The sequence below is a fragment of the Stenotrophomonas sp. TWI819 genome, from assembly GCF_039673075.1.
GTDB classification, from domain to species: domain Bacteria; phylum Pseudomonadota; class Gammaproteobacteria; order Xanthomonadales; family Xanthomonadaceae; genus Stenotrophomonas; species Stenotrophomonas rhizophila_B.
Genome location: NZ_JBDJKY010000007.1, coordinates 76,389 through 101,549, shown reverse-complemented (window position 1 = coordinate 101,549; position 25,161 = coordinate 76,389). Strand labels below are relative to the sequence as shown.

Annotated in this window: 30 protein-coding genes; 12 read left to right on the top strand and 18 right to left on the bottom strand. The window is 68.0% G+C overall.

Translation table 11 applies throughout. The features are described 5' to 3' along the window. Positions 1-4: 4 nt before the first annotated feature. Positions 5-1,102 (bottom strand): Glu/Leu/Phe/Val dehydrogenase dimerization domain-containing protein, encoded by a 1,098-nt coding sequence (locus ABE463_RS11480; protein ID WP_346468251.1) that lies wholly within the window; start codon positions 1,100-1,102, stop codon positions 5-7. A gap of 354 nt (positions 1,103-1,456) precedes the next feature. On the opposite strand from ABE463_RS11480, the gene ABE463_RS11475 reads away from it, so the two are divergent. After that, the gene (locus ABE463_RS11475) at positions 1,457-2,527 is read left to right on the top strand and encodes an HDOD domain-containing protein (RefSeq protein ID WP_346468329.1); all 1,071 of its coding nucleotides are present in this window, start codon (positions 1,457-1,459) and stop codon (positions 2,525-2,527) included. 1 nt (position 2,528) lies between these two features. Here the strand turns inward: ABE463_RS11475 and ABE463_RS11470 are convergent, their stop codons facing one another. The 3 genes from ABE463_RS11470 to ABE463_RS11460 all read right to left on the bottom strand — a co-directional run bounded on the left by ABE463_RS11470 (position 2,529) and on the right by ABE463_RS11460 (position 5,444). Continuing rightward, positions 2,529-4,106, bottom strand: a complete 1,578-nt coding sequence (locus ABE463_RS11470) for a phospholipase D family protein (RefSeq protein WP_346468250.1) — start codon at positions 4,104-4,106, stop codon at positions 2,529-2,531. A 48-nt stretch (positions 4,107-4,154) separates the two neighbouring features. Continuing rightward, a complete protein-coding gene (locus ABE463_RS11465) occupies positions 4,155-4,865 on the bottom strand; it encodes an rRNA pseudouridine synthase (protein ID WP_121038691.1) in 711 nt (236 codons plus the stop codon). A gap of 81 nt (positions 4,866-4,946) precedes the next feature. Beyond that, the gene (locus ABE463_RS11460) at positions 4,947-5,444 is read right to left on the bottom strand and encodes a M48 family metallopeptidase (RefSeq protein WP_259259553.1); all 498 of its coding nucleotides are present in this window, start codon (positions 5,442-5,444) and stop codon (positions 4,947-4,949) included. A gap of 72 nt (positions 5,445-5,516) precedes the next feature. On the opposite strand from ABE463_RS11460, the gene ABE463_RS11455 reads away from it, so the two are divergent. After that, positions 5,517-6,068, top strand: coding sequence for a DUF2058 domain-containing protein (locus ABE463_RS11455; protein ID WP_346468249.1), 552 nt, complete (start codon positions 5,517-5,519; stop codon positions 6,066-6,068). 109 nt (positions 6,069-6,177) lie between these two features. After that, positions 6,178-6,444, top strand: coding sequence for a DksA/TraR family C4-type zinc finger protein (locus ABE463_RS11450; protein WP_259259555.1), 267 nt, complete (start codon positions 6,178-6,180; stop codon positions 6,442-6,444). 46 nt (positions 6,445-6,490) lie between these two features. On the opposite strand, the gene ABE463_RS11445 is transcribed toward ABE463_RS11450, so the two are convergent. Both ABE463_RS11445 and ABE463_RS11440 read right to left on the bottom strand, forming a co-directional pair. Further along, entirely contained in the window at positions 6,491-7,072 is a 582-nt protein-coding gene (locus ABE463_RS11445; protein WP_346468248.1) for a mechanosensitive ion channel family protein, read from the bottom strand. A gap of 80 nt (positions 7,073-7,152) precedes the next feature. Continuing rightward, positions 7,153-7,344: a hypothetical protein gene (locus ABE463_RS11440; RefSeq protein WP_346468247.1), complete on the bottom strand. Its 192-nt coding sequence runs from the start codon at positions 7,342-7,344 to the stop codon at positions 7,153-7,155. Between the two features lie 254 nt (positions 7,345-7,598). Here ABE463_RS11440 and ABE463_RS11435 point away from each other — a divergent pair, with 254 nt between their 5' ends. The 3 genes from ABE463_RS11435 to ABE463_RS11425 are packed head-to-tail and all read left to right on the top strand — an operon-like array spanning position 7,599 to position 9,606. Beyond that, entirely contained in the window at positions 7,599-8,183 is a 585-nt protein-coding gene (locus ABE463_RS11435; protein ID WP_346468246.1) for a sigma-70 family RNA polymerase sigma factor, read from the top strand. Then, positions 8,180-8,713 carry an anti-sigma factor gene (locus ABE463_RS11430; protein ID WP_346468245.1) on the top strand — a complete coding sequence of 178 codons (534 nt, stop codon included), beginning with the start codon at positions 8,180-8,182 and terminating at the stop codon, positions 8,711-8,713. The genes ABE463_RS11435 and ABE463_RS11430 overlap by 4 nt, the downstream gene beginning before the upstream one ends. Positions 8,714-8,724: 11 nt before the next feature. Continuing rightward, positions 8,725-9,606 carry a DUF4097 family beta strand repeat-containing protein gene (locus ABE463_RS11425; protein WP_346468244.1) on the top strand — a complete coding sequence of 294 codons (882 nt, stop codon included), beginning with the start codon at positions 8,725-8,727 and terminating at the stop codon, positions 9,604-9,606. A gap of 45 nt (positions 9,607-9,651) precedes the next feature. Here ABE463_RS11425 and ABE463_RS11420 read toward each other — a convergent pair whose 3' ends face one another. The 3 genes from ABE463_RS11420 to ABE463_RS11410 all read right to left on the bottom strand — a co-directional run bounded on the left by ABE463_RS11420 (position 9,652) and on the right by ABE463_RS11410 (position 11,815). Further along, the gene (locus ABE463_RS11420; protein WP_019183415.1) at positions 9,652-9,831 is read right to left on the bottom strand and encodes a hypothetical protein; all 180 of its coding nucleotides are present in this window, start codon (positions 9,829-9,831) and stop codon (positions 9,652-9,654) included. Positions 9,832-9,842: 11 nt separating this feature from the next. Then, positions 9,843-10,142 (bottom strand): YkgJ family cysteine cluster protein, encoded by a 300-nt coding sequence (locus ABE463_RS11415; protein WP_080114834.1) that lies wholly within the window; start codon positions 10,140-10,142, stop codon positions 9,843-9,845. Between the two features lie 317 nt (positions 10,143-10,459). Further along, positions 10,460-11,815, bottom strand: a complete 1,356-nt coding sequence (locus tag ABE463_RS11410; protein ID WP_346468243.1) for an Hsp70 family protein — start codon at positions 11,813-11,815, stop codon at positions 10,460-10,462. Between the two features lie 118 nt (positions 11,816-11,933). On the opposite strand from ABE463_RS11410, the gene ABE463_RS11405 reads away from it, so the two are divergent. Next, entirely contained in the window at positions 11,934-12,269 is a 336-nt protein-coding gene (locus ABE463_RS11405) for a zinc ribbon domain-containing protein YjdM (protein ID WP_123730554.1), read from the top strand. 6 nt (positions 12,270-12,275) lie between these two features. Here the strand turns inward: ABE463_RS11405 and ABE463_RS11400 are convergent, their stop codons facing one another. Continuing rightward, positions 12,276-13,076, bottom strand: a complete 801-nt coding sequence (locus ABE463_RS11400; protein ID WP_346468242.1) for a tetratricopeptide repeat protein — start codon at positions 13,074-13,076, stop codon at positions 12,276-12,278. Positions 13,077-13,097: 21 nt separating this feature from the next. Further along, positions 13,098-13,391, bottom strand: coding sequence for a hypothetical protein (locus ABE463_RS11395; protein WP_346468241.1), 294 nt, complete (start codon positions 13,389-13,391; stop codon positions 13,098-13,100). A 249-nt stretch (positions 13,392-13,640) separates the two neighbouring features. Between ABE463_RS11395 and ABE463_RS11390 the strand changes: the two genes are divergently transcribed. The 4 genes from ABE463_RS11390 (at position 13,641) to ABE463_RS11375 (ending at position 16,560) form a co-directional block, all read left to right on the top strand. Beyond that, a complete protein-coding gene (locus ABE463_RS11390) occupies positions 13,641-14,246 on the top strand; it encodes a hypothetical protein (RefSeq protein ID WP_346468240.1) in 606 nt (201 codons plus the stop codon). Between the two features lie 47 nt (positions 14,247-14,293). Beyond that, positions 14,294-14,473, top strand: a complete 180-nt coding sequence (locus ABE463_RS11385) for an oxidoreductase-like domain-containing protein (RefSeq protein WP_319623573.1) — start codon at positions 14,294-14,296, stop codon at positions 14,471-14,473. A 14-nt stretch (positions 14,474-14,487) separates the two neighbouring features. Further along, the gene (locus tag ABE463_RS11380; protein ID WP_346468239.1) at positions 14,488-15,135 is read left to right on the top strand and encodes a DUF998 domain-containing protein; all 648 of its coding nucleotides are present in this window, start codon (positions 14,488-14,490) and stop codon (positions 15,133-15,135) included. A gap of 78 nt (positions 15,136-15,213) precedes the next feature. Continuing rightward, on the top strand, positions 15,214-16,560 hold the full coding sequence (locus tag ABE463_RS11375) for an AcvB/VirJ family lysyl-phosphatidylglycerol hydrolase (RefSeq protein ID WP_346468238.1): 1,347 nt from the start codon (positions 15,214-15,216) through the stop codon (positions 16,558-16,560). Positions 16,561-16,587: 27 nt separating this feature from the next. On the opposite strand, the gene mprF is transcribed toward ABE463_RS11375, so the two are convergent. Next, on the bottom strand, positions 16,588-19,152 hold the full coding sequence (gene mprF / locus ABE463_RS11370) for a bifunctional lysylphosphatidylglycerol flippase/synthetase MprF (protein WP_346468237.1): 2,565 nt from the start codon (positions 19,150-19,152) through the stop codon (positions 16,588-16,590). A 193-nt stretch (positions 19,153-19,345) separates the two neighbouring features. Between mprF and ABE463_RS11365 the strand changes: the two genes are divergently transcribed. Next, positions 19,346-19,693, top strand: coding sequence for a RidA family protein (locus ABE463_RS11365; protein WP_121038644.1), 348 nt, complete (start codon positions 19,346-19,348; stop codon positions 19,691-19,693). 86 nt (positions 19,694-19,779) lie between these two features. Here the strand turns inward: ABE463_RS11365 and rnfB are convergent, their stop codons facing one another. The 6 genes from rnfB to ABE463_RS11335 all read right to left on the bottom strand — a co-directional run bounded on the left by rnfB (position 19,780) and on the right by ABE463_RS11335 (position 25,147). After that, positions 19,780-20,199 carry an Rnf electron transport complex subunit RnfB gene (rnfB, locus tag ABE463_RS11360; RefSeq protein WP_346468236.1) on the bottom strand — a complete coding sequence of 140 codons (420 nt, stop codon included), beginning with the start codon at positions 20,197-20,199 and terminating at the stop codon, positions 19,780-19,782. Positions 20,200-20,227: 28 nt separating this feature from the next. Beyond that, complete coding sequence (locus ABE463_RS11355) at positions 20,228-20,869, bottom strand: HAD family hydrolase (RefSeq protein WP_346468235.1); 642 nt, start codon at positions 20,867-20,869, stop codon at positions 20,228-20,230. 60 nt (positions 20,870-20,929) lie between these two features. After that, positions 20,930-23,008 carry a methionine--tRNA ligase gene (gene metG / locus ABE463_RS11350; RefSeq protein WP_346468234.1) on the bottom strand — a complete coding sequence of 693 codons (2,079 nt, stop codon included), beginning with the start codon at positions 23,006-23,008 and terminating at the stop codon, positions 20,930-20,932. A gap of 98 nt (positions 23,009-23,106) precedes the next feature. Then, entirely contained in the window at positions 23,107-23,550 is a 444-nt protein-coding gene (locus tag ABE463_RS11345) for a DUF2147 domain-containing protein (protein WP_121038630.1), read from the bottom strand. A gap of 101 nt (positions 23,551-23,651) precedes the next feature. Beyond that, on the bottom strand, positions 23,652-24,071 hold the full coding sequence (locus tag ABE463_RS11340) for a VOC family protein (RefSeq protein WP_346468233.1): 420 nt from the start codon (positions 24,069-24,071) through the stop codon (positions 23,652-23,654). Continuing rightward, complete coding sequence (locus ABE463_RS11335; protein WP_346468232.1) at positions 24,068-25,147, bottom strand: serine hydrolase domain-containing protein; 1,080 nt, start codon at positions 25,145-25,147, stop codon at positions 24,068-24,070. Before ABE463_RS11335 ends, ABE463_RS11340 begins: the two co-directional genes overlap by 4 nt. Positions 25,148-25,161 lie beyond the last annotated feature (14 nt).

Here is a 25,161-nt window from a genome sequence, read left to right as displayed (position 1 = left end):
CAGATCAGTTGCCGCGCAGCGTTCCCAGCCGCGGCGTGGCGCGGCCCAGCGGCATCTTCAACTTTCCGATCGACAGGATGCGCGACTCGGCGATCTGATCGGCGGCGCGCTGTGGCGCGATGCCTTCGCTCTGCGACAGCGCGAAGATGCGGCCCAGGTTGTGGTAAATGCTGCGGATCAGGCGCATCGCACGCTCGCGGTTGTAGCCGTCGATTTCCAGCGAGACGTTCATCACGCCGCCAGCGTTGACCGCGTAATCGGGCGCGTAGAGGATGCCGCGCGCATGCAGCTCGTCACCCACGTCCAGGCTGGAGAGCTGGTTGTTGGCGGTGCCGCAGACGATCTTGCACTTCAGGCGCGGCAGCGTCTCCGGGTTGATCGCACCTTCCAGCGCACACGGGGCGAAGATGTCGGCGTTGACGTCGTAGATGTCCTCCGGCTTGACGGCTTCGGCACCGTACTCGGTCACCGCGCGCTCGACCCGCGTGCTGTCCAGGTCGCTGACGTACAGCTTGGCGCCGCGGTCGCGCAGCAGCTTCACCAGTTCCATGCCGATGTGGCCCAGGCCCTGCACCGCGATGCTGGCCTTGCCGACTTCCTCATGGCCCAGCTTGTGCTGCATCGAGGCCATCAGCGCCTGCAGCGCGCCATAGGCAGTGAACGGTGCCGGATCGCCGGAGCCACCGTGGACCTGGTGCACGCCGGTGACGTATTCGCTTTCCAGGTAGATGTTCTCCATGTCGTTGACGTCGGTGCCGACATCTTCGGCGGTGATGTAACGCCCGCCCAGCGAATCCACGTAACGGCCGAACGCGCGGAACAGCACTTCGGTCTTGTCGCGCTTGGGGTCACCGATGATCACGGCCTTGCCGCCACCCACGTTGAGGCCGGCCAGCGCGTTCTTGTAGGTCATGGTGCGGCTCAGCCGCAACGCATCTTCCAGAGCCTCGTCGGTACTGGCGTAGGGACGCATGCGTACACCGCCCAGGGCCGGGCCCAGCGTGGTGTTGTGGATCGCGATGATCGCCCTCAGGCCGGCATCGCGGTTGTGGCAGAACACCACTTGCTCGTGACCGGTAGATTCGAGGGTTTCAAATAACATGGTGGCTCCGATGGTGCGAACGGTGGCGAACAGCGGCGAACGCGCCAGCAAAAGGTGGGGTGTAAAACAAAAAAAGCGACGTCGTCGGGTCTCGGACGGGTCGCGCGGCGCCATTCTAGAGCATTCCGCTGGAGGGTGTTGTCAGGGGCCCCTGGTGACGGGCCGGGCCGGCGCCATCGTGGCCGCCATTAAAGTTGCTGACCTGCAGGCCGATGCCGTCGCAAGGGTGTGCATCACCGGCAATCGCAGGACGGATCACGTGGGCGCAGTCGCAACAAGGCAAGTGCGGTACCCCACGTGGCCAGGAGCCCTGGCGTGACGGGCGCGGTCCTCATCGCGGTCCTGGTGGCAGCCCTGCTGGGTGGGGGGCTGCTGCTCCGCCGTCGGCGGGCCGTGGCAGCGCCATCGGCCGCCCGCGCGGCACGCGGGCACTCCCCGGCGGCAGCGGCCGCGGCCCCGCCCCTGTGTCAGGGGGCCGATCCGGTGGCTGCCCTGCAGGCCGGCCTGCACGCGCTTGCCCTGGTGCCGCGCAGCGGCGATGCCGCCGATGCCGCCGTGCGGCACACGGTCGAGCTTCGCGATGCGGTCACCGCGTCGCTGCTGGCCCGGGACTGGTCGGCCAAGCACCTGCCTCGCCGCCCGCAGCTGCTGCCGCAGCTCATCCAGACCGTCAACGACAGCGACGCCTCGGCGCGCGCGATGGCCGGGATCATCGGCCAGGATCCGGTGCTGACCGGCAACCTGCTGCGCATTGCCAACAGTCCCGTCTACCGGGTGCAGGCCAAGCCGGTGGAAACCCTGCAGCGCGCCGTCACCCTGGTCGGCACCGACGGCATCCGCCAGATCATCAGCGCGGTGCTGGTGCAGCCGGTGATGCAGCTGCAGTGCGATGCGTTTCCGCAGTTCAGCGCGGTGATCTGGGAGCATGCGCTGCTGGCCTCGCGCGTTGCCGCCGACCATGCGCGCACGGTGACCCATGAGGACGGTTTCGCTGCGCAGTGGCTTGGCCTGACCCAGGGGCTCGGCGCGGCGCTGGTGATGCGCCACCTGCTCGATGCCTGCGCGCAGCAGCAGGTGGCCGCGCCGCCGCGCGTGCTGGCCGCCGACCTGCTCGATAGCTGGACCCTGCCGGTGGCGAGCCGGATCGCTGCGGCATGGGAGTTGCCCAAGGCCGTCCATGACGCCCTGATCCGGCAGAGCGGCACCGGCCTGGCCGCGAGCCTGCGGTTCGCGCGGGCAGTGGCTGCGGCCAGCCTGCTGTGCCGCCATGGCCAGATCGGGCAGGTCCAGGCACTGGCCTGGCTGGAACAACTGGACGACACACCGCCGCATGCACTGCAGTGGATCTGGCGGCGCGTCCATGGGCGTGCGGTGGAAACGCTGGAGGGCGATGAGCCTGGCGTCGAGGTGGAGCACGCTGGCTGAGCTAGAGCTGTGACTCCAGCGGCAGCCAGCTGATCGCGCGCGCGCTGGCCCGCAGCCAGAACCCGGCATCGGGTTCGGTGTACAGCCAATGCGGCGGCTGCGCATCACGCTCCAGCCAGCGGACGTCGCCCTCCGGACCCAGCGTTACCCAGTAACTCTGCCGCGGGTCGGCCAGGTGCAGGTATTCCTTGCGCAGCTGGCCCGCCAGCACCGGATCGTCGAACAGCACGCCCATCTCGGTGTTCAGATAGGCCGAGCGCGGGTCCAGATTGAACGAGCCGACGAAGCCGCGCCGGTCGTCGATCATGAAGGCCTTGGTGTGCAGGCTGGCGCCACTGCTGCCGAACAGACCGCCGCCATCGACGTTGCCGCGCGATTTGAGCTCGTACAGCTGCACGCCACTGCGCAGCAACGGTGCCCGGTAGTGCATGTAACCGCTGTGCACGGCGGCCACATCATTGGCAGCCAGGGAGTTGGTGATGACCCCAACCTGGGCCCCGCGCGCGACCATCGCACCCAAGCCTTCAGTGCCGTCCTCGCCGGGCACGAAGTAGGGCGAGATCAGCAGGGCTTTGTGTTGGGCGCTTTCCAGTTCCTGCACCAGGCGCGTGACCAGCCAGCCGGCCTGATCGTCGCGGCGGTGCTTCATGGGCGGGTCCGAGGCGATCTCCACGTGGTGTGACCAGTGCAGATCCAGCGCATCGCGGTAATACGATTTCTCCGCCTGCGAACGCGCCACGCGTTCCAGGTAGGGCTTGGCACTGTCCAGGCGCGCTTCGTGCTCGCTTTCGCGGATCAGCAGGCGCAGCTGCGGTTCGGTGTAGAACGCCAGCGCACGGATCGGCACGGCGGTATCGCTGTTCCAGTAATCGTCGAAAATCGTGTTGGCCTGCTGCACCGCTTCGCCGGCCACCAGCAGGTCCAGGTCGCGGAAGTTCACATCCGGGCGTGCACTGAAATATTCCTCGCCGATGTTGCGGCCACCGACGATCGCCACGCGCCCGTCGGCGATCCATGACTTGTTGTGCATCCGGTGGTTGACGCTGAAAACGCGCTGCACCATCTCGACCAGGCGCCAGAGCCCGTTGCGGTTGCGGAACGGGTTGTACAGGCGGATCTCGATGTTGGGGTGCGCATCGAGCGCCATCATCAGCGCGTCCTTGTCCTGCGCGTTCATGTCATCGAGCAGGATGCGGACCCGCACGCCGCGCTCGGCGGCGCGGTACAGCTCGTTGGCCATGAGATGGCCGATGAGGTCGTCGTGCCAGATGTAGTACTGCAGGTCCAGGCTGCGCCCGGCGTGCTGGGTGATCACCGCGCGCGCGGCGTACGCGTCCAGCCCGTCGGACAGGAAGGCCACACCGGTCTGGCCGGGGTGCTCGGCCTGCAGGCGGACCAGCTCGCGATCGATCGGGGTCTGGTCGGCCTGCGTGGGCAGCACCGTCGAACGCTCGCCTACGGCCTGCGGGGTGAGGTGGTCGGCCAGCAGCAGGCCGCTGAGGACCAGCAGGATCAGCAGGGCGACAATGATCCCCAGCCAGCGCAGCAGCCGGCGCCAGAACGGTTTTTTCTCGGTCATGCCCCGATCGTAAGCGGCCGGGGCGTGCAGGGCGAGTGCTGGCGCGGTTTAGAAACGCTCGTCCGGCGCCAGGTAACGCCACTGGCCCGGGACCAGCTTGCCCATCGCCACGCGGCCGATGCGCAGGCGGCGGATGCTGATGACCTCCAGCCCGACCTGGGCGCACATGTCGCGCAGCTGGCCCGGATGCACCGGCTTGATCGCAAAGCGCAGGCGGGTTTCGTTCTGCCAGCTCACCTTGCACGGTGGCAACGGCCAGCTGCGGAAGCTCAGGCCGTGCGCGAGGCGCTTCATGCCGTAGGGCGCCAGCTCGCCACTGACTTCCACCAGGTATTCCTGCTCCAGCGTTGCGCCGCGATCCTTCAGGTGCGAGATCACGCGCCCGTCCTGGCTGACCACGACCAGGCCGCTTTCGTCATCGGACAGCGGCATCACCAGCTGCAGGGCGTGGAAATGCCGCTGCAGCAGGGTCACACCGGTGGCGTCGAGTTCACTGCGGCTTTCCGGAGTCACCAGCGCGCACAGTTCGTCCGAGCGCATGCCGGCCGGCTTGTGCAGCAGCATGCTCACGGTCTCGGTGCGGGTCGCCTCGGCGTTCTCGCGCAGCACGATGTCCTCGTCGGTGACCATCGTCTGCGGCTGTTCGACCACCTGGCCGTTGACGGTCACCCAGCCGCCCTCGATATAGCGCTGGGCGTCGCCACGGGAGCAGCCGATCAGGCTGGTCAGGCGTTTGTCGAGTCGGATCGGGTCGGTCATCGGGCTGGCAACATAAAACGGGAAACGGGCGGGGAGTGTACTGGCTGGGGCCCGGCGCTGCGCGATGAGGGCCGCTGCGGCTCAGGCCGCCGTGCGTTCCAGGTGGGTCAAGTACAGGCGCAGATCGAACTCCAGCTGGTGGTAATCCGCTTCCATGTGGGTGCACAGCTGGTAGAACGCCTTGTTGTGGTCCGATTCCTTCAGATGGGCCAGCTCGTGCACCACGATCATCTTCAGGAACGGGGCCGGTGCCTCCCGGAATACCGTGGCGATGCGGATCTCGCGGCTGGCCTTGAGCCGGCTGCCCTGCACACGCGAGACCGTGGTGTGGGTGCCCAGCGCGTGCTTGAGGACCTGCAGCCTGCTGTCGTAGATCACCTTGGACAGCGGCGCGGACTGGCGCAGGTAGCGCTCTTTCAGGCCCTGGGTGTAGTCGTACAGCTGGCGGTCGTTGCGCACCGTATGCAGTTCGGCATAGCGGCGCTCCAGCCAGGGCCCCAGCCGGTCGCCCGCGATCAGCTCGCGCACCTGCTGCTGCAGGGCGTCGGGATAGCCGGCGAGGTACTTCAGGGCGGTCATCGGGCGGTTGGGACGGGGCGGGCAGACCAGTATGATGGCCTCCGGAATCCCGTAACAACAGATGCTAGGCGTATGGCGAAGGCAAATCCCCTGCAGGAGCAGCTGCTCAAAGCTGGGCTGGTCAAGAAATCCCAGGTCTCCCAGGCCGCCCGTGAACAGGTGAAAGCCCGTCACGGCAAGGCTCCGGCCGCGCCCAGCGAAAGCCAGCGTGAGGCCGAGCGCCTGCGCGCGGAAAAGGCCGAGCGCGATCGCGCGCTGGAAGCCGAGCGCAAAGCCAAGGCCCACGCCCAGGAACTGCAGGCCCAGGTCCGCCAGATCATCGAGGCGCACAAGGTCAAGCGTGAAGGTGAAAGTGAGTACCGCTTCAATGACGGCACGCTGATCCGCACGATGCTGGTCAACAACATGCTGCGCCGCCAACTGGCCTCGGGCAGCCTGGTGATCGTGCGCCATGGTGACGGTTTCGAACTGCTGCCGCGGGCGGCGGCCGAGAAGGTCCGTGAGCGCGATGCCAGCGTGATCGTGCTCGACAACAGCCAGCCCGGCAGCGAGCCGAGCACCGGCAATGCCGAGGACGATGCGTACTACGCCCAGTTCCAGGTGCCGGACGACCTGGTCTGGTAAGCCACGTCTGAAGCGTTCACCCGGCGCCGCGTGCGTTCAGCCCCGCGTCGGCTGGGCGCGGTGACCCGGGTCTATGCTGGTTCTCTGGCACCGGCATGGGAGAAGCATCATGGCGACAGGTTGGGCAGGCGACGGCGCCGTCCAGGATCAGATCGACGCCACCGTCGATGAGGCCATCCAGCGCGCCCGCGCCCAGCTGCGTGACGGCCCCGGATTGACCCACTGCGAACACTGCGAGGCGCCCATACCCGAGGCGCGGCGCAAGGCGGTGCCCGGCGTGCGCCTGTGCGTGCGCTGCCAGGAAGAAGAGGACGCCGCCCAGCAGGAAGGAAGCAGCTACAACCGCCGCGGCAGCAAGGACAGCCAGCTGCGCTAGCTATCGATCCTGCGGCGGGCATTGCCTGGCCGACGGCGGCGGGGACTCAACCGTCCCCTTGAATGCCGCCCGGCGCCTGCGACGGATCCCGCCAGCGGCGCACCGTGCGCTGGAAGAACATGTTGTTGGGCATCTGCAGCACCGTGCCTTCGTGCCCGCTGCCGGTTTCCTGCAACGTGGTGTAGATCAGATTGATGTCGATCACGCGGCCCTTGAGTCCAGGCTTCTCACCGTTCTCCAGCAGCTCGATGTAATCGTGCAGGCGGAACGGGCGTGTGGTGAAGATCAGCAGCGTGCAGAAGATGTTCGACAACACGCTCCACGCCGCGAAGAACGCCACCGCGCCGACCGCAGCAAACCCGGTGAAGGCGGTCCACAGCACTGTCGCCGAGACGCCCACGATGTTGAGCACGATCAGCAGCACGGTGAAATACACCACGAAGGTGAACACCCGGCGCGCGCCCATGATCATTTCCGGCGGCAGCGTGTAGTGCTCACCGACGCGGCGGATCAGCCGCCGGGCAACCAGCCGCAGCAGCCAGGCCACCAGCAGGGTCACCAGAATCTGCAGGGCAGGGACCCCGTAGTGCAGCCATTCGTGGGTCCAGACGGGCAGATGCTCTTTCATGGGGGCGGAATTCCTTTGCAGCGATAGTGCCGATCCCGCCATGGTAATGCCGATGCGCGTCACCGCATCGTGGTATCGGTTTACGACAGGGGGCTGCCGTACACGTCAAACACAGCGATCATCGCCGACGCACACAGCGGCGTGTTCTGCGCGTACTGCACACAGACATCGGGCGCTTCGGGCCTCAACGTGACCTGGATCTGCAGCGGGCTCCACGGCAGCGTGCAGCCGGTGGCCAGCGAGAGCAGAAGGGCCAGGCAACTGGAAGGCATGGGAATACTCCTTGGCGGGGGCCGGTAGTGACATGGGATTGGATGCAGCGCCGGCCAGGAAGGTTTAAAGACCGCAGAAATAATCCGCCTTGCCGCACGCGTGCCACACGCGAGTCCCGTAGCGGCCGGTAGGCCCCTGGGGCCTGCCGGTTGCTACGGGGCCCTCACGCTCGCGGCAGCCCCAAGCGGAGGCACCTGAAAAGTAAAGTCAGAACGGGCTTAAACCTTTTCCATGCCCCCCGCATCCAACGGATATGCTCGACACGACCATGCCCGCCTCCAGCGCCACGACCCAGGCCGATGCCGCCGATGACCACGCCCTCGTGCGTGCCGCGGCGGCCGGAGACGTGACCGCATACGAACGCATCTACCGGCGGCATTCGCCGCGCGTGTACGCCGTGCTATGGCGGCTGTGCGGCGGCCACGCGGCCCGCGCCGAAGACGCCCTGCAGGAGGCCTTCCTGCAGGCATGGCGCGCCCTGCCGGGCTTCCGTTTCGAAAGCAGCCTCGGCACCTGGCTGCACCGGCTGGCGGTCAACGCAGCGCTGATGGAACTGCGCGCCAACGCCACCGGCGATGCGCGCGATGCCGGCGAGGAGGGCTGGGAATCGTTGGCGATGCTGCCGGCCCAGGACCGCTGCGCCGGCACCTCCATGGACCTGGAGCGCGCGCTGGAAACACTGCCGCCACGGGCCCGCGCGGTCCTGGTCCTGCATGACATCGAAGGGTGGAAACACCAGGAAATCGCCGACCAGCTGCAGATGGCCGTCGGCAGTTCCAAAGCACAATTGCATCGTGCGCGCGGCCTGCTGCGTGCACGCCTGGGAGAAACCGCATGACCCCCCATGATTCCGATCACGACGAACTGCCCGCTCACGACGAGCTGAGTGCACGCCTGCGCGCCCTGCCGACCGAGCGCGTCCCGCCGGCACGGGTGTGGCAGGGCATTGCCGCGCGGCTGCCAGGCCAAGCGCCAGCCCCTGAGGGTGCCGCCCGTACCCCGGCCGCACGGTGGCCGCACCGCCATCGCTGGCCGCTGCGCGTAGGCCTGGGAATGGCCGCCGCACTGGCCGTGCTGATGGTGGTGCCCACGCCGATCCCGCAGACCCCGGCACCGTCGCTGCTGCAGCGCCAGGCCGATGCGATGGCCGGCGAATACCAGCAGGCGATTGCGGCCTTGCCCAGTGCCGATGTCACCGATGAGTGGCGCCCGGCTCTGCATGAACTCGATGCCAGCGCGGACACCATCCGCGCGGCCATCGCTGAAAACCCCCGCTCGCGCTATCTGCTCGGGCAACTGCAGCGTACTTACGCGCTGCGGCTGGAACTCACCCAGCAGGCGGTGCTGTCCGCCGGCCTGCCCACTTGAAGGAGAACCCCATGCGTATCCCTCTGTCCCTGATCGCCGCCCTGGCTCTGTGCCTGCCGCTCGTCGCCCAGGCCGCCACCAACGTCAATGAGCGCCATCCACTGGGCGCCGGCGGTCGCGTGGAGATCAGCAACATCGCGGGCAAAGTCACCGTGCGCGGCTGGGATCGCAGCGACGTGGCGTTGACCGGTTCGATGGCCGACGGGCTCACCCTCAAGCAGGACAAGAGCAGCAACCGCGTGCGCTGGGAAGTGGAGTACCCGCGCGGCCGCAGCAACGGCGGGGCGACCCTGGAACTGCGCGTGCCACGTTCGGTGGAAGTGCAGCTGGGCACCGTCAGCGCAGACATCGATGTGGCCGACATCGACGTGCGCCGGCTGCAGGCCAACAGCGTCAGTGGCAGCATCACGGCGGCCGGACGCAGCGGCGAAACGACGTTGAACACGGTCAGTGGTGGCATCCGCTCGCAGCTGCAGACCGCACGCCTGGATGCGCGCACGGTCAGCGGCCAGTTGCTGGCCGGCGGCGGGGCATCAGGAGAAGTGGCGGCCGAATCGGTCTCCGGCCGGGTCAACGTCAATGCTGGGCGTATCCAGCGGCTGGCGGTGGAAACCGTCTCGGGCAGCCTGGATGTGAGCGCGACCGGCATGGCGCCGGGCGGCAAGGTGACGATGCAGACGGTCAGCGGTTCGGTCGCGCTGAAGCTGCCGGCCAATGTCTCGGCCCAGTTGAACGTCAAGACGTTCAGTGGTGGCATCCAGTCCGATGCCGGGCAGGTGGAGAAGCCGCGCTATGGTCCGGGCCGCAGCCTGGATGCGCGTCTGGGATCGGGCGATGGGGATATTTCGATCAGCGCCCATTCCGGGAGCGTTCGGGTCAGTCTGGGCCGCTGAGTGCGGCCACCGCACCGGCCAATGCCGGTGCGGTCGGCAGCAACGTCAGCCGGCTTTCTTCAGCGCCAGGGTATTGCCCAGCACTTCGATCTTGCCGCCACCTTTACGGAAGGCAGCCAGATCCGCAGCGATGCTCTGGCTGCTGACGGCGGAGTTGGACCCTTGCTTGCGGTCGACGCGAACGGTGTTGCTTGCCTTGGGGGAGGTCTTTGGCGTACGAGCCATGGATGCTCCTGCTATGGATGAAGCGTGGAAGAAAACGTCGACAGATCCTGCTGTTGTCGACGGTAGTCCTGCCGCACGAGGCGGCAATCATCGCCGCCCATGTCAAACTGGCGGCAGATCGCGGGTCGCTGCGAGTAGATCGTGCAGCGCAGGTGATACGGGTCGATCGCAGCGCACCAGCCTTCTTCGTTGCGTGCCATCACCGTCCCGCCACGCGCATCGGTGTCCAGCAGGTAGCCGGGCACGTTGTCGTCAGGCATGACGGTGACGGTGAGCCGACAGCACACCGCGTCGCAACGACGGCAATCGATGGGGTCGGGCTCGGACGATGTAAGAAGTGCAGCCAGGCGTTCGCCCAATCTGAGTGTCTCTTGGCGGCTCGGGGTGCAGCAGGCTGTGAACGAGCCGGATCACAGCGATGAGCGATCCCGGCACCGCGGACAGGTCCGGACGGTGGCAGTATCGAAAAGGACGGTGGCCTGGGAGGCCAGGAAGAGGGTGCTTGTTGCGTCAAGCGCATTGCGCTTTGAAGCCGAAAGATGATAGCGCTTTCGGCGTAACGTTTTGTTAATAAGGTCGTTCACACCTCTTCAGGCCTTGTGGGACAAGGCCTGGCGTTGCCGGTGGATCAGCTGGCGGCGGCCAATGCCAGCCCGTGGACCACACCGAACGACGGATTTCCGCGGACCAGGGTCGAGCCCGGGAAGGCGTTGGCCACGGCCTGCTGCAGGTAGCCGGCGCGCGACATGCCACCGGTCAGGAACACCGCTGCCGGGTCGTGGCCGATGTCGCTGCGCACCTGCTCCAGCAGCGCGGTCAGCTCGCCCAGATACCCGCCGGCGGCGGTTTCCAGCCGCGAGGCATCGATCTGCATCTGCAGGCCGCGTTCGATGAAGTCCAGCGCGCTGTCGTGGCTGGCCACGCTGCTCAGGGCGATCTTGCAGCGCTCGACTTCACGGTACAGGCGCGCGGTATTGCCGGTGTCCTGCAGCGCGGTCAGGCGCGGGCCGAACGGCGCGTCCACATCGCGGTAGGTGTGCTGGCGGAAATCACGCTGACGGGTCATGTCCTGCACCATCGCCGCTTCCACGTAGTGGTGCGCCGGCACGCGGGTGATGCCGCGGCCGAACAGCGGCATGTAGCCGCCCAGGCTCAAGGCCAGATCGATATCGGTACCGCCACGGGCGATACCCCAGGCACGGTGGATGGTCGGGGCCTGGCCGCCGCCTACGCGCGCATGGGCAACGTCGGTGGTACCACCGCCGATATCCACCACCACCGCGTCGTGCTCGCGCGGGCTCTCGGCGTGGTAATGCATCGCGGCGGCCGCCGGCTCTTCGAGGAAATCGATGCTGTCGAAGCCGGCTGCGATCGCCGCACCGTGCAGGATCTCCAGCGCCTGCGCGTTGCCGGCCTCGCCGATCGAGCTGCGGAACTGGACCGGGCGGCCCAGCGTGGCGGTGCGGATCGGCGTGTCCAGCTGGCGCGAGGCGGTCAGGCGGATGTGCTCGAGGATGTGCGTGGCGATGCCGGCGATGGTCTGGCGCGCACGCGGGTGCAGGTTGTAGCCGAGCATCGACTTGGGGCTCTGCACCAGGTTGCCTTCGTTCTCTTCGAAGTAGGCCTCCAGCGCGTCATCACCGTAGACCGCGTTCTGCAGCAGGGTGGTCGAGCTGAGCGGGGCGCGCATCTGCTCTTCCATCCACTGCCGGCGCACCACACGCAGGGCCTCGCGGCGCAATGCATCGGGGCTGCGCTCCTGGCCGGCGGCACGGGCATCGCGCGCGGCCGCGTCGACCAGCCGGGCCAGGTCGTGCTCCAGTGCCGGGGTCAGTTCGAAGTCGTTCGGGTCGCGCATCACCTCGGGGAAATACACCGTGGTACGGAACTGTTCGGCCTGGCCGAACTGGATCGGCACGACCTTGCCGTCGATCACCACGGCGGCGGCGGAGTTGCTGGTGCCAAAGTCGATGCCGAGTTTCATGCGCGGGCCGGGCCGGTGGTCAGGGGGCGCGCACTTTGCGGCAACGGGACCGCCGACGCAAGGGCAGAGGGTAACGGGCGGTTACACTACGGGCCGTTTCGTAACCGAAGAGCTGTCGATGTCCGCCATTCCCGCCTGCCCGCAGTGCACCCTGGAAAACACCTATGCCGATGGCGCGCTGTTCATCTGCGCGGACTGCGGCCACGAGTGGGCGGCCGGTGACGGTGGCGGCGAGGCCGTGGTGGTGCGCGACAGCAACGGCAACGTGCTGGCCGCCGGCGACACCGTGACCGTGATCAAGGACCTGAAGGTCAAGGGATCCTCCATCCCGCTCAAGCAGGGCACCGTGATCCGCAACATCCGCCTGGTGGAGGACGATGCCGAGCACATCGAAGGCAACTCGGAGAAGATCAAGGGTCTGGTTCTGAAGACCTGCTTCCTCAAGAAGGCCTGAGCCGGCTCAGTGGGCGTTGGTGCCACGCTGGCGCCAGCGCTGCAGGCTGTCCAGCTTGGCCTGGTAGCGGGAGGTGACCGCATCGCCGTTTTCCCCCGCCAGGTCCCGTGCGCGCTGCATCTCCAGCGAGGCGCGATGCGGGTCGCCGGCCAGGAAGTAGGCCCGGGCCAGGGCGAAATGGAAGGGATGCGCGCTGCCGTACAGGCGCACGGCGCGGCGGTAGAACTTCACCGCGTCGGGATACTCCCGGCGCTGCTCCGCCCGCGCACCGAACATGTACTGCGCGAAGGGATCGCTACGCTGTACCCGCGCCAGCCGGCCCGCCAGCCGTTGCGCCTGGCGGGTATCGCCCACGCGCCGGTACAGCGCACTGGCATTGCTCAGGCTGGCGCCGTGCCGCGGCTGCAGGCGCAGGGCGGTCTCGTAGTCGCGCCGGGCCTGGTCCAGGTCCCCCATGCGCGCATCCAGCACCCCCAGATTGTTCCAGCTGCCGACAAAGTCCGGTGCCTGGGCGAGCGCGGCACGGAAGTAGGTGCGCGCACCGGCCGTATCGCCGGCGGCCATGCGGTCGGCGCCGCGGTTGTTGTAGAAATGGGCCAGCGCGCGTTGTCCGTTGATCTTCTGCGGGCCATACCGGTCATAGAGCACGTTGTGGTCAAGATCGACGGTGCCGCTGCGCCCGTCCAGCACGATGCTGGCGTTGACGTGGCCAATGCTGTAGATCACGCCGGATGACTGATACCAGGACACCACCTGCGCCACTTCCTGGACATGCGCATCGATGCCGGCAAGGTTGGCCAGGGTCACGAACAACAGCGTGAACGAGAGTCAGTTGGCGCGCCGCGTCTGCCACGTCTGGCTGATCGTGTGGGTCGCATCGGGGTCGTAGACCAGGTGCAGCCCCTGCGTGTCGAAGATCATCTCGACCAACCGCTGCAGGCGGCGCTCGCGCGAGTACCCCGGGTCGATCACCTGCTCCTGCAGCAGGGTCAGCAGCGGGGCGGGCACCTCCAGGATCTGCGCCGGCGTGGGCAGTTCAGTGGTGACCGGCGCGGTGGGAAGGGGAGGCGCGGCGGTCTCCGCCGCCCAGGCCGGTACGGCAGCCAGGGCCATCCACAGCATCAGTAGTCTGCATGCGGTCATCGCCGTCACCTCGCAGGGCGCTTGGGGTCCGTCGCGTCGAGTCTAGGCGCGTTGATACGTGCCGGCGTGCCGTTCATCGGCTGTCCACGCCATCCACAGAGGATGTGGACCAGCGGTCGACAAACATGTGGATAACCCTCGCGACGCCCTGTGCAGGAAGGGGGCAATGGACGTGGTCAAAAAAGTGCCGGTCTTGCCAGCACGCGCCCGGCGGCCAATCATGGCCGCATGCGCTTTGAACCGATCCCGCTGCCCTCCGGACAGCTCGCCGAGCTGGAAACCGCCTACGCCCTGCCGCCGCGGGCGTACCACAACTGGTCGCACGTGCAGGCCGTTCTGCAGCACTGCGTCACGGTCGCCGAAGCTGGCCCGGGCTGGCGCCAGCCGCGCGAGGTGCAACTGGCCGCGCTCTATCACGACGCCATCTACGACGCGGGCCGCGGCGACAACGAAGCCCGCTCGGCGGACATGGCGCGCGAGGCCATCGCGCGCTGGCTGCCCGATGCCGGGATCGATGCGGCGCGCGTGGTCGAGTTGATCGCGTTGACTGCCCGCCACAGCAAACTGGCGCCCGGTGATGTCGATCCGGAGGCGGCCCTGTTCCTGGACTGCGACATGGCCATTCTGGGCGCACCGGCGACGGTGTTCGATGCGTACGACCGCGGCATCGCCGAGGAGTACACCGGGCACGTGCCGGGCTTCCTGTTCCGGCTCAACCGCCGGCGCTTCCTCAAGCAGGTGCTGGGGCAACCGCGGATCTTCCTGAGCGACTTCTTCCACCAGCGGCTGGATGCGGCCGCGCGCGACAACCTGCGCCGGCGGGTTGAGCGCTGAACCACGCCCGCTACACTGTGCGCGCTGTTTTCCCTACGTGTGTGGCCATGTCCGTGTCCGTTCCAGATCCCGATCCGCGTCCGCAGCCGCCGGAAGAACCCGGCCCCAACGAGTGCTGCGGCAGCGGCTGCCCGCTGTGCGTGCTGGATCTGTACAGCGATGAGCTGCAGCGCTACCGCGCCGCGCTGGCCGCCTGGAAACAGCGTCACCCCGAGGCCACCGACTGACCGCAGGAGCTGCGATGTCGCTTCCCTTGCCACGCCCTTTCCGCTGGCCCGCGCAGCATCACGCACGCGTTGCTCTGCTCACGCTGATGGCGCTGGCGCTGTTCGTGGCCATCGCGTTGTGGACGCAATGGGCACGCGATGACCTGGACTGGGTGCAGGCCACCCTGAGCCTGTACCTGCATGGCCCCTGGGGGCTGGCACTGCGCGCGGCTTACGGTGTGCTGGCGCTGGCGATCATGCTGCTGGCCCTCTCCCTGCATGCCAACAGCCGATCACCCCGCCGCAGTGCTGCCGCGCCGCTGCTGTTCTGGGTGGCCGCGCTGGGATTGATGGGCGTGGCGATCGGCGACAGCTGGCTGCCCGAGCGCGCGCCGCTGCTGGCACCGCTGGTGCACGGGCTGTCGGCCAACACCGCGTTCCTGTGCGTGAGCGTGGCGATGCTGCTGCAGAGCTGGTACCTGCGCGCCGATCCGCGCTGGCGCACGTGGGCCGGGCCGGCCTGGTGGTGGGCCTGGCTGTGCTTCGTGCTGCTGTGGCTGCACGTGCTGTGGCGCGGCCCGCCGCGCGGCGCTGGGCAGAAGCTGGTGATCGCCGTGGTGCTGGTGTGGCTGGTCTCGGTGGCCTGGCAGCTGTGGCGGCAGGCGCGTCGCGATGCGCGCTGAGCGTCCGGCCACGCTGTGTACATGCCCTTGGCAGGGCAGGGGCGTATCGTTGGCGCACTAGTCATGGGATGCGCGACGATGCGGCAAGCCGGTTGGGGGATGATGCTGGGTGTGGTGCTGGCGGGGATGTCCGGACAGGCGCTGGCCGCGCCGCCGCAGCAGCTCAATCACGGGCGTTTCGAGAACGTGCCGGTGTATCTGCCGGACGGTCGCCCGCAACGGGTGGTGGTGTGGTTTGACGGTACCGCCAGCCATGCCGACAGCCAGCAGCGCATCGAGGCATTGCGTGCCGAGGGCGCCCTGGTCGCCCAGGTCGATGTCGCGCATCTGCGCCAGGTCCTGGCCCGCGAGAAAAGCGGTGATTGCGCGTTCGGTGCCGGCGATGTGGAGAATTTCTCGCGCTGGTTCCAGGCCTACCTGCACGTGCCGGGCTATCACCTGCCGCTGATTGGCGGCGATGGCGAGGGCGCGGCGCTGGCGTACGCGGTGGCCGCCGAGGCCGATACGCAGGTGTTCGCCGGACTGATCACCACTGGCTTCTGCCCGTCGGGCGTGCGCGAGCGCAAGGTCTGCGGCGCCGGCAGCAGCCACGGTCGCCTGCAGCCGGCTGACCTGAATTTCCCCTGGTTGAACGCCGCCGGCGATGTGCATTGCCCGGCCGGCGAGTCGGCTGCGTTCGTGCGCAAGGTCGGCATGGGGCGCCAGTTCGAGCGCACCGCGCGGGGCGACGCGTTGCCCGGCCTGCTGGCCGCGGCAAAGGTGATCGGCGCGCAGAAGGGCGTCAGCCTGGCGCCGCCGCCGGATGACCTCAAGGGCCTGCCAGTGGTCGATGTACCGTCGAGCAAGCCGGGCGACACCTTCGCCATCTTCGTCTCCGGCGATGGCGGCTGGGCCGGGTTGGACAAGGAGGTTGCCGCGTCGCTGAGCGAGGCCGGGGTGCCGGTGGTCGGGGTGGACTCGCTGCGCTACTTCTGGACCGCACGCACGCCCGACGGCTTCGCCCGCGATCTGGAGCGCATCGTCACTCACTACAGCCACCAGTGGCAGCGCCGCAACGTGGTGCTGGTCGGTTTTTCGCAGGGCGCCGATGTGCTGCCGGCGGCAATCAATCAACTGTCACCGGCCACCCGCGATGCGGTCTCGATGATCGCGCTGCTGTCGGTCGGCAAGACCGCCGACTACGAGTTCCATGTCAGCAACTGGCTCGGCGGCGGCGGTGATGGCCTGCCGATCGCACCGGAAGTGGCCAGGCTGCCCGCCGGCAAAACGTGGTGCGTCTACGGCGAAGACGATGGCGACGCGCTGTGCCCGTCGCTTCCCGCCGGTGGCAATGCGCAGGTCATCAAGCTTCCCGGCGACCATCACTTCAAGGGCGATTACGATCGCCTCGCCGACACCATCGTCCAGCATCTGCCGGCGCGCTGAGCGCCGGTGGTCCGTGCCGGCACGGGCTCAGTCGTGCCGGCGGGGGTCCAGTGAGATCAGCCGGGTCGCATCCAGCAGGGCGGCCGGCAGGTGCACACCGCCCGGCGCGGCCAGATACCGTGCGCGCCAGACCGGGGCGAACTTCGACTTGAAACGGCGCAGGCCGCTGAAGCCGTAGAAGCGTTCGCCATGCCGCGCGACCAGGTTGGCGAAGCGGTTCCAGCGCCCGGCAAGGCGATGCTGGGCCAGCCCCGACAGCGGTGCCATGCCCAGCGAGAACCGGTGGAAGCCGTGCGCGCGGCCCCACAGGAACAGTTCGATGAACAGGAAATCCATCGTGCCCTTGGGCGCATCGTCGACGTGCCGCATCAGGTCCACCGAGAGCTCGTTTCCGGCCGGTGCCTGCCACAGATTGGCGAAGGCCACGATGCGCCCTTCGGCCTCCACCACCGCGACCGGGAAACGCGCCAGATAGGCGGCATCGAAGCTGCCGAGCGAGAACCCCTTTTCGTCGCCGGCCTTGTCGTCCAGCCATTGCTGGGAGACCACTGCCAGCGCCGGCAGCAGGGCAGGCACTTCCTCGGGCATGGCGACCCGGAAGCTCAGCCCACCGCGCTTGCCGCGGTTCCAGGCCTGGCGCAGATCGGCGCGCTCGCGGCCTTCCAGGGTGAAGTCCTGCAGCGGCACCATCGCCTCTTCGCCAAGCTTGACCAGGGTCAGGCCCAGGTCGAGATAAGTCTGCCAGTGCGCCTCACCGACCTGGTAGAACACCGGGCGCAGGCCGAGCCGATCGGCTTCCTCACGGAAGCGCCAGATCAGCGCACGGACCACGTCGGGCGGGCCGACCGGATCGCCCATCGCGATCAACGAGCCGCCGTAGCGCTGCATCATCACGAAGCCCCGCTGCGCTTCATCGCGCAGCACCGCCTTGTCTGCGGTGAGCACCAGGCAGGCCTGGGTGTCTTCGGCGGCAGCCAGGATCGGCGCGAGTGCGTCCAGGGTGGAGGCATCGGCAGCCGGCAACGGACTGCGCGTGCTGTGCAGCAACCGCGCCAGGCCGAAGATGGTCAGCGCGATCGCCACCAGCAACAACGCACGCAATGCACGCGGCGCGTTGCCCTGCAGTGCGAACTGCCACCACAGCTCGTTCTGGTATTCCACGTGGCTGTAGACGAAGAACAGCAGCCAGATCACCGCGACCAGCACCAGCCCGAGGTTGCGGATCCACGGCCACGACCAGGCCTCATCCAGCAATGCGCCCTGGCGATAGAACTCGCGGCGCGAGGCCCACAGCGCGGCGGCCACCAACAACGCCGACAGCGCGATCAACACCTGCCCGCCGCGCAGCCAGATCGGCAGCGGGGACAGCACGCAGATGCCGAGCGCGAGCATCCACGCGGCATGGCTGCGGCGCTGCAGGCCCTGACCGATCAACAGCAGCGCGACACCGGCCAGACTGCCCAGCAGGTGCGAGGTTTCCAGGATCGGCAGCGAGGCGGTGATCAGGTGCCGGCGTGGTGTCGGCAAGGTGCCATCGATCACCAGTGCGGCGCCGACGCTGAACACCGCCAGCGCGATGATCTGCGGCAGCCAGGGGCGCAGCGCGGTCCAGCCGACCCGGGTGGCACCGGCGCCGGCACGCAGCGGGCGGCGCAGCGCTGGCGCGACAGCGAGCACCGTGGCCAGCAGCAGCGGCAACACGTAATAGGTCACGCGGTAGATCAGTGCGGCCGCCAGCACCGCGGCGGGCGCCACCTGCGGCAGCAGCTTGAGCAGGCTCCACTCGAACACGCCCAGGCCGGCCGGCACGCTGGAGATCAGGCCGGCCAGCACCGCGACCAGATACAGCCCGACGAAACCGGGCAGGCCGGTCGGCGTATCCATCGGCAGCAGCACATAGAACGCGGCACTGGCCAGCACCAGCTCGACCACACTCAGGGCGGTCACGCCGAGCATGGTGCGGCGGTCGGGCAGCCACAAGGCATGCCCGCGGATCTGGAAACTACGGCCCTCGCGGCCGACCAGCAGCACCGTGCCGGCATACGCCAGCAGGCCGAGAATGCCGATGACCCGCACCGCCGGCACCGGGATCGGCAGGGCCAGCGCGGCAGCGCCGGGTTCAAGCAGGAAGGCCAGCGCCAGCAGCAGCCATGCACCGAACACGAAGCCCAGTGTGCTCATCAATACGACCTGGCCGATCTCGCCCAGCGTCAGCCCCGCGCGACCATAGCCACGCAGGCGCACGGCACCGCCGGTGAGGGCCGCAAAGCCCAGGGTCTGCCCCAGCGTATGCGCCAGGAACGCGGTGATGCCGACCCGCGCCGGATGCAGGCGCTTGCCGCTGCGGCGCAGACCGATCGCATCGAAACCGATCAGGCAGGCATAGCTGGCCAGGCCAAGCAGCACGGTCAGCGCGATCTGGCCGGCGCCCAGATGCCGGAACGCCTCGCGGATCGCGCGGTAGCCATGCTCATCGAATTCGTTGGCCAGCCCGCGCAGGGCCAAGGCCAGGATCACCAGCGGGATGACGACGGTCGCGGCGCGGCGCCAGGGGGCGCGGGCCGGCGGGGGAGCAGGGGCGGTGTCGGTCATCGGTACAGCGTGCTCCGGGGTGGGCGATGAAGGAGTCAAGGCAGGCGTGGGCGCCTGACCGGCAAATCGTGCGCCTGATGCCGACGCTTGCCAAGCGGGTGGGATGTGCGTGCTGTGGCTGCTTGATCTGCGGTGGCGGGCACGCGCGCGCCGCATCGGTGACAATGCGGTTTCATCCAGAGGAGCAATCGCCATGTTGGAACGATTCGACGTTGGCCCGCGCATGTCCGAAATGACCGTGCACAACAAGGTCGCCTATCTGTCCGGGCAGATCCCCGAAGACACCAGCCAGGACATCACCGGCCAGACCCGTCAGGTGCTGGAAGAGATCGACAAGCTGCTGGCGCTGGTGGCCAGTGACAAGCAGCACATCCTGCGCGCGGAAATCTTCCTCGCCGACATCAATGATTTCGCCGGCATGAATGCCGCGTGGGATGAGTGGGTGGTGGCCGGCATGACCCCGGCGCGCGCCACGGTGGAAGCCAAGCTGGCGGATGCGAGCTGGAAAGTGGAGATCGTGGTGACCGCGGCATTGCCGTAAGCGCACCGCGGGACCGCTGGGCGCCATGGTGATCGACGCATCGCCGTGCGCCCAGACCCTGCCGCCGCCAGCGGCTGGCGCAAGGGTCAGCGCGCGCTGACCAGGTCGATGCAGTCCACCGGGCACGGCGGGATGCACAACTCGCAGCCCGTGCACAGATCGGCGATGACGGTGTGCATGTACTTGGCGCCGCCGACGATCGCATCGACCGGGCAGGCCTGGATGCACTTGGTGCAGCCGATGCAGTCGGCTTCGATCACCACCGCGATCTGTGGTGCCTTGTGTGCACCGCGCGTGCGGTCGAACGGCACCGCCGCCACGCCCAGGACATTCGCCAAGGCGCGCGCACCGGCATCGCCGCCGGGCGGGCAGTGATCGATGCCCGCCTCGCCGCGTGCCATCGCCTCGGCATACGGGCGGCAGCCGTCGTAGCCGCATTGCCCGCATTGGGTCTGCGGCAGGAGGCGGTCGAGGCGTTCGGTGAGGGTATCGATGGGGAGGCTCATGGCGTGGCGGTGGCTGCGCAGTGGGGCATCAGGCCCGGCTGTCCCGGGCCGGTGGTGGTGTAGCCGGTGAATCCCGGCGCGGCTTCATGGGCTTGCCGCGATACCAGCGCTCGTGGGCGAGCCCGAGCATCGGGCGGTCTTCGCGGCTGTCGCCGTAGGCGTGGATGCGCAGGTAGCGCGCGAGGTCGTAACGCCGGCGGATGTGCTCCACCTTGTGCGGCGCGCAGTCGCCCTCGGCGTAGCGCCCGGTGAGGCGTCCGTCGCCGCTCTCCAGCCGGTTGCAGATCAGCTGCAACCCCATCGCCTCGCACCACGGGCGCAGGTACAGGTCCAGCGAGCCGGACACGATCACCACGGTGTGTTGCTGTTTGAGGTGCCAGTGGATCTGCTCGAGCATCTCCGGCCGCATCACCTGCGGCAGCACCTCACGTGCGTAGCCGGCGGCCTGGGCGGTGATGTCCTCGAGATGGCGGCCGGTGAAGGTCAGGCGGGTGACACGGGCGCGGATGCGTTGCGCGGAGATCAGCCTCAGGCGATAGGCCAGCAGCCACGGGCCCACTTTCCACCAGGCCTTTGCAAGCTGTTCGGGGGTCGCCACGCGGCGCAGGAAACGCCCGTAGGTATCGCAGGTGGTGACCGTGTGGTCGAAATCGAACAGCGCCAGTTCCAACCCACACCTCCAGGCAGAAGAGCGTGGCAGGGCGACCCGGTGGCCGCCCTGCCGCAGCGATCAGCGGACCGGCATGCCCGGCAACGCGGCGCTGTCGGCATCCAGCAGGGCCAGCGCGCCGCCGTCGAAACCGGCCGACAGGATCATGCCTTCGCTCAGGCCGAAGCGCATCTTGCGCGGGGCCAGGTTGGCGATGAAGACCACGCTGCGGCCGACCAGCTGTTCCGGCTCGCCGTAGCTGGCGCGGATGCCGGAGAAGATCTGGCGCTTGCCCAGATCACCGGCGTCGAGTTCGAAACGCAGCAGCTTGTCAGAACCTTCCACGAACTCGCAGACCAACACCTTGCCGATGCGCAGATCCAGCTTGGCGAAGTCGTCGATGCCGATGTAGGCCGGTGCGGCCTCGCCATCGGCCGCAGCAACCGGTGCCGGTGCGGCAGCGGGCTTGGCCGGTTTGGCCGGGGCGGCGGGGGCCGGGGTGGCGGCCTGCAGGGTGTCCTTGGATGCGTCGGTCATGGCGTCGATTTTTTTCGGGTCGATACGGGTGAACAGGGGCTCATACACCGCGATGGTGTGCGCGGTCAGCGGGGCGACGATGTCGGTCCAGGCGTGCACGGGCGCGGCCAGGAAAGCCTCGGCCTGCGCGGCGGTGGCCGGCAGCACCGGCTTGAGTGCGGTGACCAGCACGCGGAACAGGTTCAGGCCCTGGGTGCAGACCGATTGCAGCTGCGCGTCGGCACCGTCCTGCTTGGCGATCACCCACGGCTTCTGGTCGTCGATGTAGCGATTGGCTTCGTCGGCCAGGGTCATGGTCAGGCGCAGCGCGGCAGCCGGATCGTTGCGCTCGTACGCCTCGCGGATCGGCGCCAGTGCGGCGACGAAGCGGTCGTACTGGGCGGCATCGGGCAGCGCAGCCGCCAGGCGGCCCTCGAAGCGCTTGCTGATGAAGCCGGCGCAACGGCTGGCCAGGTTGACGAACTTGCCGACCAGATCCGCGTTGACGCGCGCGATGAAATCACCCAGGTTCAGGTCGAGATCGTCCACGCCGCCAGAGGACTTGGCCGCGAAGTAATAGCGCAGCGCTTCCGGTTCCAGCCCGGCATCCAGGAAGGTGCGGGCCATCACGAAGGTGCCGCGCGACTTGGACATCTTCGCGCCATCCACGGTCAGGTAGCCGTTGACGTGCAGGCGGGTCGGGGCGCGGTGGCCGGTGCCGTGCAGCACCGCCGGCCAGAACAGGCCGTGGAAGTTCACGATGTCCTTGCCGATGAAGTGGTGCAGCTCGGTGCTGGTGCCGGCGCGCAGGTGCGCATCGAAATCTTCGCCGGTCTTCGCGCACAGGGTCTGGAAGCTGGAGAGATAGCCGATCGGCGCATCCAGCCACACATAGAAGTACTTGCCCGGGTGACCCGGGATCTGGAAGCCGAAGTACGGCGCATCGCGCGAGATGTCCCACGCGCGCAGGCCACCCTCGGCATTGAGCCACTCACCCAGCTTGGCCTTCACGCCCGGCAGGGCGACGTCGCCGGCCAGCCACTCGCGCAGGAAGCCTTCGAAGCGGCCGACTTCGAAGAAGAAATGCTCCGAATCGCGGATTTCCGGCGTGGCGCCGGAGATCACCGATTTGGGGTCCTTCAGGTCGGTCGGGCTGTAGGTGGCGCCGCAGACTTCGCAGTTGTCGCCGTACTGGTCCGGGGTACCGCAGTTCGGGCAGATGCCCTTGATGTAGCGGTCCGGCAGGAACATGCCCTTGGCCGGGTCGTAGAACTGGGCCACGGAGCGGCGCGCGATGTGCCCTTCGGCCTCGAGCTTGAGGTAAAAGGCTTCGGTCAGCGCCTTGTTGGCGGCCGAGTTGGTCGAGTCGTAATGATCGAACGCCACGCCGAACGCGGCGAAATCACGCTCGTGGCTGGCCTGGATGTTGGCGATGAAGGCCTCCGGGGTCACGCCGGCCTTCTCGGCCGCGAGCATGATCGGGGTGCCATGGGTGTCATCGGCGCAGACGAACCAGGTCTTGCCGCCGCTCATTCGACGCGCGCGCACCCAGATGTCAGCCTGGATGTAGCCGACCAGGTGGCCCAGGTGCAGCGGGCCGTTGGCGTAGGGCAGGGCGGTGGTGACGAGAGCGGTGCGGGTCATGATGAGCGCTGTTGCCAGGGGAACCGGGGATTATCGCACGCCAAAACGCAGTAACCCGGCCGAAGCCGGGTTACGGGGGCTCAAAAGCAGCGCCGGGCTTACTCGCGCACCCAGGTCTGGGCGCGGCAGATGAAGGCCACGCAGCCGGACACGTCCAGCTTGGCGCCGCCGGTCTGCAGCTTCATCTTGGACTTGTAGGTCTTGCCGTTGCCCGGATCCAGGATGGTGCCGCCGGACCAGGCGTTGGTGCCGTCGGCCTTGAGGTTCCACAGGATGGTCATGCCTTTGACCGGCTTGTTCTTGTTGGCGCCCTCGCAGCCGTCGCAGACCGGATTGGGGCCCTTGTCCGAGTGCAGGATGTCCACGACCTTGCCGGTCAGCGTGCCGTTGGTGGCCTGGGTGATCTCCACGATCGACTTCACCTTGCCGGTCTTGTCATCGATGGTCTTCCAGCGGCCGACGGCGCCGTCGGCGGCGCTGGCCGACATCGCGGCCATCATCAGCGGCAGCGCCAGCAACAGGGTCTTGAAAGTCTTGCGCATGTTCCCCTCCCAGGGATGTCCGTGAACGCCGGCGCAGGCGGCCGGTACAGGGCCGACTGTATACCCATTCGCTCCGGTACGGAACGTGCCCGGCGCACGGTTCAGCCGGCGTCGGCCGGGATCTCGTACAGCTCCAGCGGCAGGTCGTCCGGGTCGGCGAAGAAGGTGAAGCGGCGGCCGGTGTACTCGTCCACCCGGATCGGTTCGCAGGCCACGCCGGCCGCGGTCAACCGCTCGATCATCGGCTCCAGCGGATGCACGCGGAAGGCCAGGTGGCGCAGACCCTGCGCCTCGGGGCGGCTCGGCCGTGCCGGCGCGCCCGGGAACGAGAACAGCTCCAGCTGGCTGCCATCGGGCAGCGCCAGGTCGAGCTTCCAGGAGTCGCGCGCCTGCCGGTAGTTCTCGGCGATCACCTGCAGGCCGAGCACGCGGGTGTAGAAGTCTCTGGAGCGGACGTAATCGGCGCAGATCAGGGCCACGTGGTGGATGCCGATCAGTGGGGAAGTGTCAGAAGCGTTCATTGCAGAGTATCCAGCCAGCGCCGGGCGATCTGCAGCGCCAGCGGATAGGGTTCGGGGGCGTTGCGGTTGCTGAGTACGATCACAGTGAGGCGCTGCGCCGGATAGCGCAGGATCACGTTGCGGAAGCCGATGCTCTCGCCGCTGTGCCACTGCGCGCCACCGTTGAGCCGCCAGCCGAAGCCGTAGAACGGCACATCCGTTTCGGCGGTGGGGGTGGCAGGGGAGAACATCTGCTTCAACGATGTCGCCTTCAACAGGCGCTGGTCATACAGCGCCGCATCCCAGCGCGCCAGGTCATCCAACGAGGAATACACGCCACCATCGCCGAGCACCGCGCTGGTCGGGCTTTGATCGGTGCGCTGCCAGCGCCCGTCGCGCTCGCTGTAGCCATAGGCGCGGCGCGCGATGTCGTCCACGCCGTCCTGATGCGCCACGCTGTCGCGCATGCCCAGCGGCAGGAAAATCCGCTGGCGCAGGAAGCTGGCGAAATCAGTGCCGGAGGCCTTGCCGACCACCAGCGCCAGCAGCGCGTAGCCGCTGTTGCTGTAACGGTAGGCCGAGCCCGGCGCGAAGTATGTCCGGTCCTGATGTTCCAGCAGATGCAGCACGTCCTGGTCATGGACCTGCACGGTCGCGTCGGCAGTCATCTGGTCTTCGTAGTCGAGCAGGCCGCTGGTGTGGCTGAGCAGCTGGCGCAGGGTGATGGCATCGGCGGCCGCTGGCAACGAGGGCAGCCAGCGCTTCACTGGGTCATCCAGGGTCAACGCGCCATCTTCGGCCAACAGCAGGATCGCCGCGGCGGTGAACTGCTTGCTGACCGAGGCCAGGCGGAAACTGGTCTGCGCGGTCACGGCGGTGCGATCTTCCAGCACCGCCAGGCCGTACCCGCGCCGGAACACCGGCGTGCCGTCGTGCAGGACCAGCACCGCGGCGCCGGGGACCTGGCCATCGTAGCGCTGCATCAGCGCATCGATGCCCGGATCCGGTGGCGTCAGCACCGGCGCTGCGATGACGGTGCCGCTGCCGGCGATGCACATCGCGCTGATCCACACACGTAGATGCCGCACGATGTGCATGTTCGGTTCCTTCT